Consider the following 12,113-nt stretch of genomic DNA (forward strand, 5'->3'; position numbering starts at 1 on the left):
GCTGCCACATCTGACGCGGGAGTTGCCATGATCGAGGGACCGTACTTCGTGCTCGTGCTGCTCGGCGCGCTCTCCAGTGGCCTGGTGGCCGGAGCGTTCGTCGCGTTCTCGACCTTCGTGATGAAGGGCCTCGCCGCACTGCCCCCGGCGCGGGGCATCGCCGCGATGCAGTCGATCAACGTCGCCGCGGTCACCCCGGCGTTCATGGCCGTGTTCATGGGCGCCGCGGGCCTCAGCGCGGTCGTCGCCGTGGTCACCTTCGTGCTCTGGCCCGACGAGGGCACCGTCGAGATCCTGCTCGGCAGCGCGCTGTATCTGTTCGGCTCGTTCGGGGTGACCGTCGCGGCGAACGTCCCCCGCAACGACGCCCTGGCCAAGCTTGACCCCGAGGCCCCGCAGAGCGCGGACCGCTGGCGTACGTACGTCGCCGAGTGGACCCGCTGGAACCACATCCGGGTCGGCGCGGCACTCGCCTCGTCGGCGGCGTTCATCCTGGCGCTGACCTGACCTGACCTGACCCCACCCGACCGACCTGACCCGACGTGACCGAGTGCCGGGCCGCCCGGCCCGACGTATGGTGGCCAAAAGCCTGCGAAAGCACGCGAGAGCCTGCGAATGCACGCGAGGGAGACGGCCATGGCCGACCCCAAGGGCTTCCTCACCACCCCCCGGCGGGAATGGCCGCGCCGGTCCGTCGGCGAGCGGATCAAGGACTGGGACGAGGTGTACGTCCCCGGCGCCCTGCTGCCCATCGTGGAGCGGCAGGCCGACCGGTGCATGGACTGCGGCATTCCGTTCTGTCACGACGCCTGCCCGCTGGGCAATCTGATCCCGGAGTGGAACGACCTCGTCTCGCGCGCCGACTGGCGGGCCGCCGCGGACCGGCTGCACGCCACGAACAACTTCCCGGAGTTCACCGGGCGGCTCTGCCCCGCGCCGTGCGAGACGGGCTGCGTCCTCGCGATCAACCAGCCCGCGGTGACCATCAAGAACGTCGAGGCGGCGATCGCCGACCGCTCCTGGCGGGACGGGCTCAATCCGCCGCGGCCGCCGGACCGGCATTCCGGACGGACCGTCGCCGTCGTCGGCTCCGGACCGGCCGGGCTCGCCGCGGCGCAGCAGCTGACACGGGCCGGGCACACCGTCGCCGTGTACGAGCGCGACGACCGGGCGGGCGGGCTCCTCCGCTACGGGATCCCCGCGTTCAAGATGGAGAAGCACCACGTCGAGCGGCGGCTCGCGCAGATGCGGGACGAGGGCACGGTCTTCCGTACGTCGACGACGGTGGGGCGGGACATCGGCGCGGCCGAGCTGCGGTCCAGGCATGACGCGGTCGTGCTCGCGGTCGGCGCCACCGCGTGGCGTGAACTGGACGTGCCGGGGCGGGAGTTGGCCGGGATCCGGCAGGCCATGGAGTATCTGCCGCTGGCCAACCACGTCTGCGAGGGCGACATCGACCGGTCCCCGCTGTCGGCGGCCGGCAAGCATGTCGTGATCGTCGGGGGCGGGGACACCGGGGCCGACTGTCTGGGCACGGCGGTACGTGAACAGGCCGCGTCGGTCACGCAGTTGGACATCTACGCACGGCCCGGCGACGCCCGCGACGACCTCGCCGAGCCCTGGCCGACGTACCCGAAGGTCTACCGGCTCTCCGCCGCGCACGAGGAGGCCGGGCAGCTCGGCACCGCACCGGCGGCGGACGCCGACGCGCGCCTCTTCGCGGCGTCGACGCTGCGCTTCACGGGCGACGCGGCGGGGCGGGTGCGCGCCCTGCACCTGACCGAGGTCGACGCGGACCGCCGCCCACTGCCCGGCACGGACCGGGTGCTCCCCGCCGACCTGGTGCTGCTCGCCCTCGGCTTCTCCGGTCCCGAGCGGCCTGCGGGCGGCCTGCTGGACCAGCTCGGGGTACGGGTCGACGAGCGCGGCACGCTGGCCCGCGACGCGGATTTCGCGACCGGCGTGCCGGGCGTCTTCGCGGCGGGCGACGCGGCGCGCGGCCAGTCACTGGTCGTGTGGGCGATAGCCGAGGGCCGCGCGGTCGCGGCGGCGGTGGACCGCTGGCTGACGGGCTCGACGCGGCTCACCGCGCCCATCGGCCCGTACGACCGGCCGATGACGGTCTGAGGCCCGCCCCCCCCCACGGCCTGACCGGAAGCGTGCGTCGACTCGCGGGCCCGCTCCGGGAATTGACCCCGCGTTGGGATCGTTGTCAGAGGAGGCATGTCGCCGTCCGGCCGGTGTGCGGAAGCGGGGCCGGGCGATTCGGCGGTGTGCCGAGATCCTTCGTTCCGCCGTCAGGCGCAGGGCCACCCCAGCGCGTCCCCCCTGTTGGCGGCCGGTCCTGGAGGGTGCCTGATGACGACGCTCGGCGAACGCCCCGCCTATGACGGCAGGGGCAGGCAGCAGGGGACGGGGGGTGCCGCCGGGCTGCCGACCGTCCCGCTGCACGATTCCCTGGCCGCGCGGGTCGGGCTCACCGGCTCCAAGGCCGCCCACCTCGCGCGGGCCGCCCGAGCGGGACTTCCCGTACTGCCCGGTTTTGTCGTCCCGCACGGTTACGTCGTCCCGCACGGCTTCATCGTCCCGCACGACGCGGGCGACGCCCCGCACGACCCGGACGGCTCCCCCGACGGACTGCGCCGTGCCTGGCGCGAGCTCTCGGCGGACGGCGCACTGCCCCTGGTCGTGCGTTCGTCGTCGCCTCAGGAGGACACCCAGGAGTCGTCCCTCGCGGGGCAGTTCGCCTCGGTGCTCGACGTACGCGGCTGGGACGCCTTCCGTGATGCCGTGCGCACCGTCCTCGCTTCGGCGCGGTTGCCCGACGGTTCGACGGCCGCGATGGCGGTGCTCGTCCAGCCGATGCTCACCGCCCGTGTCGGCGGTGTGCTGTTCGGCGCGGACCCCGTCGAGGGGCGGCGGGACCGGATGCTGGTGAGCGCGGTGCGGGGCGGTCCCGACACCCTCGTCAGCGGTGCGCAGCCCGGCGTGAACTATGTGCTCGGCCCGCGCGGTCGCGTGCTGCGCAGTGAACCGCCCACGCAGGAGCGGCTGTTGTCCCCGGCCGAGCTGCGCCGTCTCGCCCGCCTCGCCCGGCGTGCGCGGAAGGTGTTCGGCGGGCCCCAGGACATCGAGTTCGGCTTCGACGGCGACGGGCGGCTCTGGCTCTTCCAGAGCCGGCCCATCACGGCGATGGCGGCCCGGCCGCCGCGCGGCGCCCGGCTGCTCGGCCCCGGCCCGGTCGCGGAGACCCTGCCGGATCAACTCCAGCCCCTGGAAGAGGACTTGTGGGTCGCGCCGATGGCCAGGGGTCTCGCCGCCGCCCTGGACATCGCGGCCGCCGCCCCGCGCCGCACCCTGCGGACGACGCCCGTCGTGACGGTGGTCGGCGGGCGCGCCGCCGCCGATCTGCGCCTCCTCGGCGTCGTGCCACCCCCGCACCGCGGGCTCGCGCTGCTCAACCCGGCGCCGGGCGCACGCCGGCTCGCCGCGGCCTGGCGGCTCGGGAGGCTGACCGCGGCGCTCCCCGGACTGGCCGTCGACCTGGCGGCGGACATCGACCGCGGGCTCGCCGAGACGGCACCTCCGGCCGAACTCCCTTACCCCGCCCTGGAGTCCACCCTCCGCTGGACCCGCGCCGCCCTCGTCTCCCTGCACGCCCAGGAGGCCCTGTGCGGGTCCCTGCTGCCCGAGCGGCACACCGCCACGGCGGCGGGCACGGGCCTCGCGGCGCTCGCGGAGGGGCGGGCGCTGGGCCTGCCCGATCACCGCCTTGTGGCGGCGCACCCGGCAGTGCTGGCGCTCGTTCCGCCGCGCCTGGCAGGGGAGTTGCGACTGCCGGACGCCGAAACCGCGCCTTCGGCGACGCCCGCGCCCCCGTCGGCCCTGCCCCCGCGCGAGGCCCTGCGGCTGCGCGTCCGCTGGGTGCAGGAGCTGCAGGTACGCCTGGTCCGCGAGGCGGCCCGGCGGCTGGTGGCACGGGGCGAGCTCGACGGGCCCGAGCGGGTCGGGCTGCTGCGGTGGACGGAGTTGACGGTCGCACTCACCGGCGGGCGGCTGCCGGGCGACGTCGGCGAGCGGCTGCCGCGGGCGGTGTCGGCGCGACTGCCGGACGCGTTCCGGGTCGCGGAGGGCGGCACGGTGGTCGCGGAACGGACCGCGCGGGGCAAGAACGACGGCGGGCGCGGCGTGTCCGGCGGACGGGCCGCCGGGACGGCGTGGGACGGCACGGGGACACGGCCGCCGGACGCGGTCCTCGTCGTACGCACCCTCGACCCGTCGTACGCGCCCCTGCTCCCCGGCCTCGCGGGCCTCGTCGCCCAGACGGGCAGCCCGCTCTCCCATCTGGCCGTCCTGGCACGGGAGTTCGGCCTGCCGACGGTCGTCGGCGCCACGGACGCGACGGTCCGCTTCCCGCCGGGCTCCCAGCTCACCCTCGACGGAACAACCGGGGACGTACACGAAGCCGACCCCTCCGACCGGGACGGCCGCTCCCGGCTGCCCGAGGTGCCGCGATGAGGCGCCTCGCGTACGTCTTCAGCCGGGCCGCCAGGGAATCCGCCCCACCCACCACCATCAGCGCCACCGATGCCACCGATGCCACCGACGCCACGGGACGCTTCCCCTCGGGCTCCCAGCTCACCCTCGACGGAACAACCGGGGACGTACACGAAGCCGACCCCTCCGACCGGGACGGCCGCCCCCGGCTGCCCGAGGTGCCGCGATGAGGCGCCTCGCGTACGTCTTCGGTGGGGCCGCAGCGGCGGGAGCGGCCGGGTATCTGGTCGTCTACCTCTACCGCTGGCAGTGGCAACGGGCCATCCTCTGCGGGGTGTTGCTCCTGGTCGTCGAGATCATGCTGCTCGGCGCCGTGCTGCTGGCCCGGATCGCCCGCGTCGAGGAACGGCTGCGGGACGCCGACCGGCGCCAGGAGGACGTCCTCGCCCGGCTGCGGGCGGCCGAGCATCCGGGGCCCGAGGCGCGGACGCGGGGCTTCCGCTGGCTCGACGACGACCCCGCCGACCGTACGTATGTCTTCGTGCCCGTCTTGATGGTCACCGGAGTGGTCCTTTCCGGTCTCGCCTGGCTGGTGCAGCGCGTCGCCGCCCTGACCGCGCGGCCCGCCGCGGAGCAGCGGCTCGCCGGACGCCTCGCCGTCCTTGCGGCGCCGCCGCCCGGCACCGGCCTGGAGGACCTGCCACCGCCGGGCGCTCCTCGCGACCGGCGCGGCACGGTACGGCTGCTGGCCGTCGCCGCCGTGGGCGCCGCCCTGCTGGGCTCGCTCGTGGTGGGCCTCGCCGAGCTCACCCAGACCCGCGCCGAGGAGCGCGGCGGCTCGGCGGCGACCTCCGTGCTCCTGCGCGTCGACATGCGGGGCGGCGACGCCACCGCGGAACGCCGCTCGCTGGCCGCCCGCCAGGTCTGGGAACGCTGCCGCGACTCCACCTCCGTGCCCCTGCGCCACGCCTCCCTCGGCGCGCTCGGCGACGACACGTACGCGGGTGTCGTACGGCCCGCGCTGACCGGCCACGACCGGATGCGGCTGCGCGGCTGCCTGGAGGACACGGGCCTGGACAAGACGCGTCTGACGGTGCTTGCCATCGGGGACGCGGATGCGGACGCCGAGGACTGAGGAGCTCGTCCGCTCCTCGTCAACTCCCTTGCGCAATCGACGCGTTACCCTGCGAGTACGACCCGTCGTCCCCGGCCCCCTGGTCGCTCATGACCGTTCCCCGCACCGCCCCGCTCCCACCGCTCCCCCGCCGTGAGCAGCGCGGCCGCGGCCTGCGCCGCCGCTGTCTGCGTGCCGTGGTCGGCTGCGCGCTCGGCTATCTGGTGCTCTGGGCGACCGGCACCTTCGGCATCCTCGCCCTCTCCTCCTGGGCCCGCAGCACGACTCCCGCCCCCTCGGGCGCGGTCGCCGGCATCCACCACTTCCGCCCGGTGGACAGTGTCGGGCGGCTGTGGCGGGGTGCCGCCCCGTCGCCCGAGGGATACCGGCGGCTCGCGCGGCTCGACTTCAGTACGGTCGTCGATCTGCGCGCCGAGGACCTGAGCGCGGCACAGCTCGGCGCGCCCCGCAGGGCCGGGCTCGACGTCGTACGGCTGCCGATCCGCGACGGCCAGACGCCGACGGCCCGGCAGGTGCGCCGGTTCCTGGACGTGGTGCGCACCGCACCCGGCCCGGTGTTCGTGCACTGCGGCGCGGGAGTGGGGCGTACGGGCACGATGGCGGCCGCGTATCTCGTGCGGACCGGACAGGGTTCGTCGCAGTCCGCGGTGCGCCGCAATCTCGCGGTGGGTCCGCCCTCGGTCGAGCAGGTCTACTACGCGCTGCGGCTGCGCGACGACCGTGCGCAGCAGCCCCCGCTGCCGGTCGTCGCGGTGAGCCGCCTCGTGGACGCCCCGCGCAGGATGTGGTCGCGGCTGTAGGGCCGGCGGGACCAGGCGCCCGGGACGGCGGGCGATCAGGGCGGCGGGAGATCAGGGCGCGGGAGATCAGGACAGCAGGAAATCGGCCTCCCCGGCCTTCGCCCCCTGGATGAACGCGTTGATCTCGCCGTGGGTGTAGATCAGCGCCGGGCCGTCGGGATCGGCGGACTGGCGGACCGCGACCCTGCCGTCGGCCAGCTTCATGGCCTCCAGGCAGTTGCCGCCGTTGCCGCCGCTCCACGGCTTGTGCCAGCCGTCGCTCCCGAGGTCACGGGCCGGCATGCCGTTGTAAATCCGGGAGTCGTCGCGGGACTCGGGGCGGGACCCCGCTCCGGGCTTGGACCCGGGTCGCGTACCGGCTCGGTGTCGATCCATTCACAGCTCCTTGCGGACATCCCGGAGGATCTCCTTTGTGCGATGTGCCGTCGCGGCTTGCGCCGCCATGCGGTCCATGACCTCCAGGTGGGTCGCCACCTCGGTGCGCGCGTCCAGATAGACGGCGCCGGTCAGGTACTCGCTGTAGACCATGTCGGGCAGCTCCGGCATGGCGAACCGGAAGAGCACGAACGGGCCGTACGTGCCGGGGTGCGGACCCGCCGCGAACGGCGCGATCTGCAGCGTCACATGAGGCAGTTCGACGGCTTCGAGCAGCTTGTCGATCTGCTCGCGCATCACATCGGGACCGCCCACGGGTCTGCGCAGCGCGGTCTCGTCCATCACGATCCACAGGCGCGGCGCGTCCGCGCGGGCGAGCAGCGACTGGCGCTCCATGCGCAGCGCCACGTACCGCTCGATGTCGTCGGGGTTGGTCTGGCCGATCGCCCCGGAGCGCATCACGCCGCGGGCGTACTCCTCGGTCTGGAGCAGTCCGGGCACGAAGTGCGGTTCGTACGACCTGATGAGGCTGGCCGCGCCCTCCAGGCTGACGTACATGCTGAACCAGCCCGGCAGGATGTCGTGGAACCGCTGCCACCAGCCCGGCTTGTTCGCCTCCTCGGCGAGCAGCACGAAACCCTCGGCCTCTTCGTCCGCGACGCCGTAGGACTTCAGGAGCAGCTGGAGGTACGGGATCTTCAGCGCGACCTCGGCCAGCTCCATCCGGCGGACCGTGGCGGGGGCGACGCGCAGGATCCGCGCGGCCTCCTCGCGCTTGAGACCGGCGCGCTCACGCAGGTCCTGCAGGCGACGACCGAGAACGACCTGTCCGACGGTCGGCGCGGACCGCGGTTCGCTCACTGCCCTACCTCCACGTACTCCACGTAACCCCAACTCACTCCGCACCTGGAGTCGTTGCGAGCAGTGTGCCATGCGCCGTCTCGGAGGAACACGCCACTGTGCACTTTTCAGAGTGGGTCTTGCCAAGGTGTTCCCGGCGGGGCGATAGTGGATGGCGTGACTCCGCCCGCGCCGTTACATGCCGCAGCCGCCGAGGACCGTGTTGGCGATACCGCCGACGCCTGGTTCGAGGACGGCACAGAGCTCTGCGTCAGCTTCGCGCTCGCACCGCGGCCGGGCTCGGCCGCGCAGGCCAGAGCGCTGGCCAGGGACCGGCTGCTGAGCTGGGACATAGGCGAGGACGCGCGCGACGCCGCCGCCCTCGTCGTCTCCGAGCTGGTCACGAACGCGATCGTGCACACCGCGAGCCACCGGATCATCTGCGAGCTCTGCACGCGTCCGGGGACGCTGCGGATAGCTGTGCGTGACGAGGGCTACGGGTCGGGTGTGCCGCGCCCCGCCCGGCGGGGACCCGACGACGAGCACGGGAGGGGATTGCTCCTCGTCGAAGCGGTCAGCCGCGCGTGGGGGGTGCGGGACGAGGGAGCCGGGGTCGGCTCCACGGTGTGGGCGGAATTGCGGGCGTGAGGACGGGGAGTGTGTGAGCGCGGTGACAGTGCGGCGGCCGTTGGATCTGGACACGCTGGTGCGGCTCGAGCGGGGGCGGGTCGCCTCGGTGGCGCCGCCGGTGACGCGGCTGGCCGTGCCCGAGGGGATGTCGCAGCCGTTGGGGTGTGACGCGGTGGCGGTGCCGGCGGGGCTCGGGCCCCTCCTGATGGCCCGGTTGCCGCGGGTGGGGTGTGTGTACGAGGACGTCGACGGGGCGCGCTGGTGGTGGATCGTCCCCGCGGACTCCGACGTGGCCCTGGAGTGGCCGTCCCCTTCTTACTACGCACCGGGCGCGATCATCCCGGACGCCCTCCACGCCCCGTCCCTGATCCACACCCCGCCGCCATCGGACGGCGGCGTCCCCTACACCCCGCCGATCCCCCTGTACCTGGCCCTGTGCAGGGCCACGGGGACGACTCCGGGCTGGTCCAGGCCGGTACGGGCTTAGGGCCCTGCGGGGTTCATCGAACGCGGGGCTCCTCAAACCCGGGGCGACGACTGCGAGGGAGCGCGGCGCCCTCCCGCGGACGCCGCCCCCTGCCTCCCGCCCCCTGTCTCCCGCCCACGCGTCAGGCGGACACCACCGACTCCACCGCCGCCACCACCTCCCCCGGCGCCTCCATCTGCGCCATGTGCCCCGCGCCCTCCACCACCCGGAGGGAGACCCGGCCCTCCAGGGACTTCGCGTTGGAGAGGGGGAGGACGCGGTCCGCGCTGCCCCAGACCGCCGCCACCGTCAGGGACTCCGGAAGCAGGGGCCGCACGTCGAGGGCCGGTGCGTCGTCCTCGTCGAGCAGCGTGCCAAGGAGTGCACGGAGCGCGGCGTCCACGCCGTCCAGGCGCTTGTACCTGAGCAGGTCGTCCACCAGCTGCCGCGTCACGAGGCCCGCGTCGGCGAACAGCTTCTCCACCTCCGGCCGCAGCTCCCGCCGCGTCCCCGCCGCCGCGAAGCCCCGCAGATAAGAGGCGTCGACGTCGGGCCCGTACCCGGCGGGCGAGATCAGTGTCAGGGACCGCACCCGCTCCGGGACCCGCGCGGCCACCGCCGTGGCGACCGCCCCGCCCAGCGAATGCCCCACCAGATGCGCCCGCTCGATGCCGAGCGCCTCCAGGAAGCCCATGACCACGTCCGCCAGCGCCCCCAGGCTCCCGTCGCCCACGTCCTTGCCGGACTCGCCGTGCCCCGGCAGGTCCAGCGCGTACACCGTGTGCCGCGCGGCAAGCGGCTCCTGCACGAAGAGCCAGGAGTTCTTGTCGCCCCCGTACCCGTGCACGAGCACGATCTCCTCGGGCCCCGACCCCGACGTCGTGTACGCGATCGCCCTGCCCTGCACCGAGGCGAGACCACTGACGGGACTGCCCTCGTCCTCCGCGGGAACGCCGCGCGCCAGCTGCTCCCGCGCCTGTTCCGCCACCCGCTCGATCTCGTCCTCCGGTACGTCGGCTGCCGCGATGACCGCGATCACGCACCCCACGGGCGCCTCACCGCCCGCCCCGGCGACGATCCGCCGCAGTACGCCGCCGCGCGGGGCCTCCAGCGTGCCCGCGATCTTGTCGGTGTCGATCTCGGCCAGATCGTCCCCCTCCTCGACCTCGTCGCCCTCCTCCGCGAGCCACTCGGTGATCTTCCCGGTCTTCATGGACAGGCCCCATTTCGGCATGGTGACCCGCTCGACGAGCGACATCCCCGGCATCCCCGGTATCCCCCCTGAGCTCCCGAAACTTCCCTCACGGCTTCCAGTCGACGGCCGACTTCACCGCGGCGGCGACCCGCCCCGCGTCCGGCATGTACAGGTCCTCCAGCGCCGGGCTGAACGGCACCGGCGTATGCGGCGGCGTCACCGTCCCGATCGGCGCCCGCAGCGCCCCGAACTCCTCGCGGGCGACCAGCGCCGAGATGTCGGCCGCCATCCCGCAGCGCGGCGACGCCTCGTCGACCACCACCAGCCGCCCGGTCCGCGCGACGCTCTCCAGGATCGTGTCGGCGTCCAGCGGGCTCGTCGTACGGGGGTCGATCACCTCGCACTCCACCCCGGAAGCCGCCAGTTCCGCCGCCGCGTCGGACGCCACCGACACCATGCGCCCGAGCGCCACCACCGTCACGTCGTCGCCCTCGCGCACGATGTCCGCCTCGCCGAAGGGAATCGCGTAGCTCTCGGCGGGCACCTCGCCGACCACGTCGTACATCGCCTTGTGCTCGCAGAAGATCACCGGGTCGTCGTCCCTGATCGCCTGGATCATCAGCCCCTTCGCCTCGTACGGAGACGACGGAAGCACCACCTTCAGTCCGGGCACGGCGGTGAACGCGGGGTACATGGCCTGGGAGTGCTGGGCCGCCGCCCGCAGCCCGGCCCCGTACATGGCACGGATGACGACGGGGGTGACGGCCTTGCCGCCGAACATGTAGCGGAACTTCGCCGCCTGGTTGAAGATCTGGTCGAAGCACACGCCCATGAAGTCGATGAACATCAGCTCGGCGACCGGCCGCAGACCGCGGGTCGCGGCACCGACCGCCGCGCCGATGAACGCCGACTCCGAGATGGGCGTGTCGAGGACCCGCCCCGGGAAGCGCGGATAGAGCCCCTTCGTGACGCCCAACACCCCGCCCCAGGTGTCGGATTCACCGGGTGCGCCCGCGCCGCCCGCGTTGTCCTCGCCCATCACCACGACCGAAGGATCGCGTTCCATCTCCTGCGCCAGCGCCTCCCCGATCGCCTCGCGATAGCTGATGCTGCGTGCCACGGTCGACTCCCCTCACACGAATCACGTCACGCGTACATTCAGAGGTACGAGATGTAGACGTCCGTCCCCAGATCCGCGTCGGTCGGCGGCGGCGCCGCCTGCGCCTGGGCGACGGCCTCGTCGATCAGTCGCGCGACCTCCGCGTCGATCGCGTCGAGCCGCGCCGCCGAGACGTCGTCCGCGACCCGCTCCCGGAAGCGGTTGATGCAGTCGAGTTCGGCGCGGGCGCGGCGCACCTCGTCGGCCCGATACTTCTGCTGGTCGCCCTCGAAGTGCCCGTAGTACCGGGTGAGTTGGACCTCGATGAGGGTGGGCCCGCCACCGTTCCTGGCCCGGTCGACCGCCTCGCCCGCCGCCTCGTGCACCGCGAAGAAGTCGAAGCCGTCGACAGTCCTGCCGGGCATCCCGAACGCCGCCGCGCGGGCCGCGATGGAGCCGCCGCCCACGGACCAGCCGGCCGCGGTGGCCTCCGCGTACCCGTTGTTCTCGGCGACGAAGACGGCGGGCAGCCGCCAGACGGAGGCGAGGTTGAGGGATTCGAGCGTGGTGCCCTGATTGCTGCCGCCGTCACCGAAGAAGGCCACGCCGACACCGCCGTCCCCGCGCAGCTTCGCCGCGAGCGCGGCACCGCAGATGAGGGGCGGACCGCCGCCGACGATGCCGTTGGCACCGAGCATGCCCTTGGAGAGGTCGGCGATGTGCATGGAGCCGCCCTTGCCGTGGCAGGATCCGGTCGCCCTGCCGTAGATCTCGGCCATCATCGACTTCACGTCGACGTGCTTGGCGATGCAGTGGCCGTGGCCCCGGTGGGTGGACGCGATGACGTCGCGCTCGTCGTCGAGATGCGCGCACACCCCGGCCGCCGACGCCTCCTCACCCGCGTACAGATGGACGAAGCCCGGGATGTCGCCGGTCGCGAACTCCTCGTGGAGCCGCTCCTCGAAGGCACGGATCGTACGCATCGTGCGGTACGCGTCGAGCAGCGCGGGCTGGTCGAGACCATGCTCGCGGGGCGCTCGGGATGTCCGGAGTGCGTCGGTCACGGAAGAACCCCT

Annotated in this window: 13 protein-coding genes; 8 read left to right on the forward strand and 5 right to left on the reverse strand. The window is 73.7% G+C overall.

The annotated features are described in order from the left end of the window. Positions 1-27: 27 nt before the first annotated feature. From ACIBKX_RS01060 to ACIBKX_RS01085, 6 genes are all read left to right on the forward strand, one after another. On the forward strand, positions 28-507 hold the full coding sequence (locus ACIBKX_RS01060) for an anthrone oxygenase family protein (protein WP_363272344.1): 480 nt from the start codon (positions 28-30) through the stop codon (positions 505-507). A gap of 129 nt (positions 508-636) precedes the next feature. Further along, positions 637-2,127: a glutamate synthase subunit beta gene (locus tag ACIBKX_RS01065; RefSeq protein ID WP_363272345.1), complete on the forward strand. Its 1,491-nt coding sequence runs from the start codon at positions 637-639 to the stop codon at positions 2,125-2,127. Positions 2,128-2,358: 231 nt separating this feature from the next. Next, positions 2,359-4,518 carry a PEP/pyruvate-binding domain-containing protein gene (locus ACIBKX_RS01070; protein WP_363272346.1) on the forward strand — a complete coding sequence of 720 codons (2,160 nt, stop codon included), beginning with the start codon at positions 2,359-2,361 and terminating at the stop codon, positions 4,516-4,518. Then, the gene (locus ACIBKX_RS01075) at positions 4,515-4,727 is read left to right on the forward strand and encodes a hypothetical protein (RefSeq protein WP_363272347.1); all 213 of its coding nucleotides are present in this window, start codon (positions 4,515-4,517) and stop codon (positions 4,725-4,727) included. Before ACIBKX_RS01070 ends, ACIBKX_RS01075 begins: the two co-directional genes overlap by 4 nt. Then, on the forward strand, positions 4,724-5,632 hold the full coding sequence (locus ACIBKX_RS01080) for a hypothetical protein (RefSeq protein ID WP_363272348.1): 909 nt from the start codon (positions 4,724-4,726) through the stop codon (positions 5,630-5,632). The genes ACIBKX_RS01075 and ACIBKX_RS01080 overlap by 4 nt, the downstream gene beginning before the upstream one ends. 89 nt (positions 5,633-5,721) lie before the next feature. Continuing rightward, positions 5,722-6,432 carry a dual specificity protein phosphatase family protein gene (locus ACIBKX_RS01085; protein ID WP_363272349.1) on the forward strand — a complete coding sequence of 237 codons (711 nt, stop codon included), beginning with the start codon at positions 5,722-5,724 and terminating at the stop codon, positions 6,430-6,432. A gap of 66 nt (positions 6,433-6,498) precedes the next feature. On the opposite strand, the gene ACIBKX_RS01090 is transcribed toward ACIBKX_RS01085, so the two are convergent. Then, entirely contained in the window at positions 6,499-6,714 is a 216-nt protein-coding gene (locus ACIBKX_RS01090) for a DUF397 domain-containing protein (protein ID WP_055528010.1), read from the reverse strand. A 93-nt stretch (positions 6,715-6,807) separates the two neighbouring features. Beyond that, on the reverse strand, positions 6,808-7,668 hold the full coding sequence (locus ACIBKX_RS01095; RefSeq protein WP_363272350.1) for a helix-turn-helix transcriptional regulator: 861 nt from the start codon (positions 7,666-7,668) through the stop codon (positions 6,808-6,810). Positions 7,669-7,824: 156 nt separating this feature from the next. On the opposite strand from ACIBKX_RS01095, the gene ACIBKX_RS01100 reads away from it, so the two are divergent. Together ACIBKX_RS01100 and ACIBKX_RS01105 are read left to right on the forward strand one after the other, a co-directional pair. Continuing rightward, positions 7,825-8,295: an ATP-binding protein gene (locus ACIBKX_RS01100; RefSeq protein ID WP_363272351.1), complete on the forward strand. Its 471-nt coding sequence runs from the start codon at positions 7,825-7,827 to the stop codon at positions 8,293-8,295. A 13-nt stretch (positions 8,296-8,308) separates the two neighbouring features. After that, positions 8,309-8,764, forward strand: a complete 456-nt coding sequence (locus ACIBKX_RS01105; protein WP_363272352.1) for a hypothetical protein — start codon at positions 8,309-8,311, stop codon at positions 8,762-8,764. 121 nt (positions 8,765-8,885) lie between these two features. Here ACIBKX_RS01105 and ACIBKX_RS01110 read toward each other — a convergent pair whose 3' ends face one another. Genes ACIBKX_RS01110 through ACIBKX_RS01120 form a run of 3 tightly spaced genes read right to left on the reverse strand, consistent with a single transcriptional unit; the run spans position 8,886 to position 12,101 of the window. Then, on the reverse strand, positions 8,886-10,001 hold the full coding sequence (locus ACIBKX_RS01110; protein WP_363272353.1) for an acetoin dehydrogenase dihydrolipoyllysine-residue acetyltransferase subunit: 1,116 nt from the start codon (positions 9,999-10,001) through the stop codon (positions 8,886-8,888). Positions 10,002-10,044: 43 nt separating this feature from the next. Further along, on the reverse strand, positions 10,045-11,058 hold the full coding sequence (locus ACIBKX_RS01115; protein ID WP_363272354.1) for an alpha-ketoacid dehydrogenase subunit beta: 1,014 nt from the start codon (positions 11,056-11,058) through the stop codon (positions 10,045-10,047). A gap of 38 nt (positions 11,059-11,096) precedes the next feature. Beyond that, positions 11,097-12,101: a thiamine pyrophosphate-dependent dehydrogenase E1 component subunit alpha gene (locus ACIBKX_RS01120; RefSeq protein WP_363272355.1), complete on the reverse strand. Its 1,005-nt coding sequence runs from the start codon at positions 12,099-12,101 to the stop codon at positions 11,097-11,099. Positions 12,102-12,113 lie beyond the last annotated feature (12 nt).

The sequence above is a fragment of the Streptomyces sp. NPDC050658 genome (assembly GCF_044457025.1).
GTDB lineage: Bacteria > Actinomycetota > Actinomycetes > Streptomycetales > Streptomycetaceae > Streptomyces.

What these genes read in the sequence shown, in the direction of transcription:
- ACIBKX_RS01060 (WP_363272344.1), top strand. Translation starts at nt 28, where the DNA reads ATGATCGAGGGACCGTACTTCGTGCTCGTGCTGCTCGGCGCGCTCTCC.
- ACIBKX_RS01065 (WP_363272345.1), top strand. Translation starts at nt 637, where the DNA reads ATGGCCGACCCCAAGGGCTTCCTCACCACCCCCCGGCGGGAATGGCCG.
- ACIBKX_RS01070 (WP_363272346.1), top strand. Translation starts at nt 2,359, where the DNA reads ATGACGACGCTCGGCGAACGCCCCGCCTATGACGGCAGGGGCAGGCAG.
- ACIBKX_RS01085 (WP_363272349.1), top strand. Translation starts at nt 5,722, where the DNA reads ATGACCGTTCCCCGCACCGCCCCGCTCCCACCGCTCCCCCGCCGTGAG.
- ACIBKX_RS01075 (WP_363272347.1), top strand. Translation starts at nt 4,515, where the DNA reads ATGAGGCGCCTCGCGTACGTCTTCAGCCGGGCCGCCAGGGAATCCGCC.
- ACIBKX_RS01090 (WP_055528010.1), bottom strand. Translation starts at nt 6,714, where the DNA reads ATGCCGGCCCGTGACCTCGGGAGCGACGGCTGGCACAAGCCGTGGAGC.
- ACIBKX_RS01110 (WP_363272353.1), bottom strand. Translation starts at nt 10,001, where the DNA reads ATGTCGCTCGTCGAGCGGGTCACCATGCCGAAATGGGGCCTGTCCATG.
- ACIBKX_RS01080 (WP_363272348.1), top strand. Translation starts at nt 4,724, where the DNA reads ATGAGGCGCCTCGCGTACGTCTTCGGTGGGGCCGCAGCGGCGGGAGCG.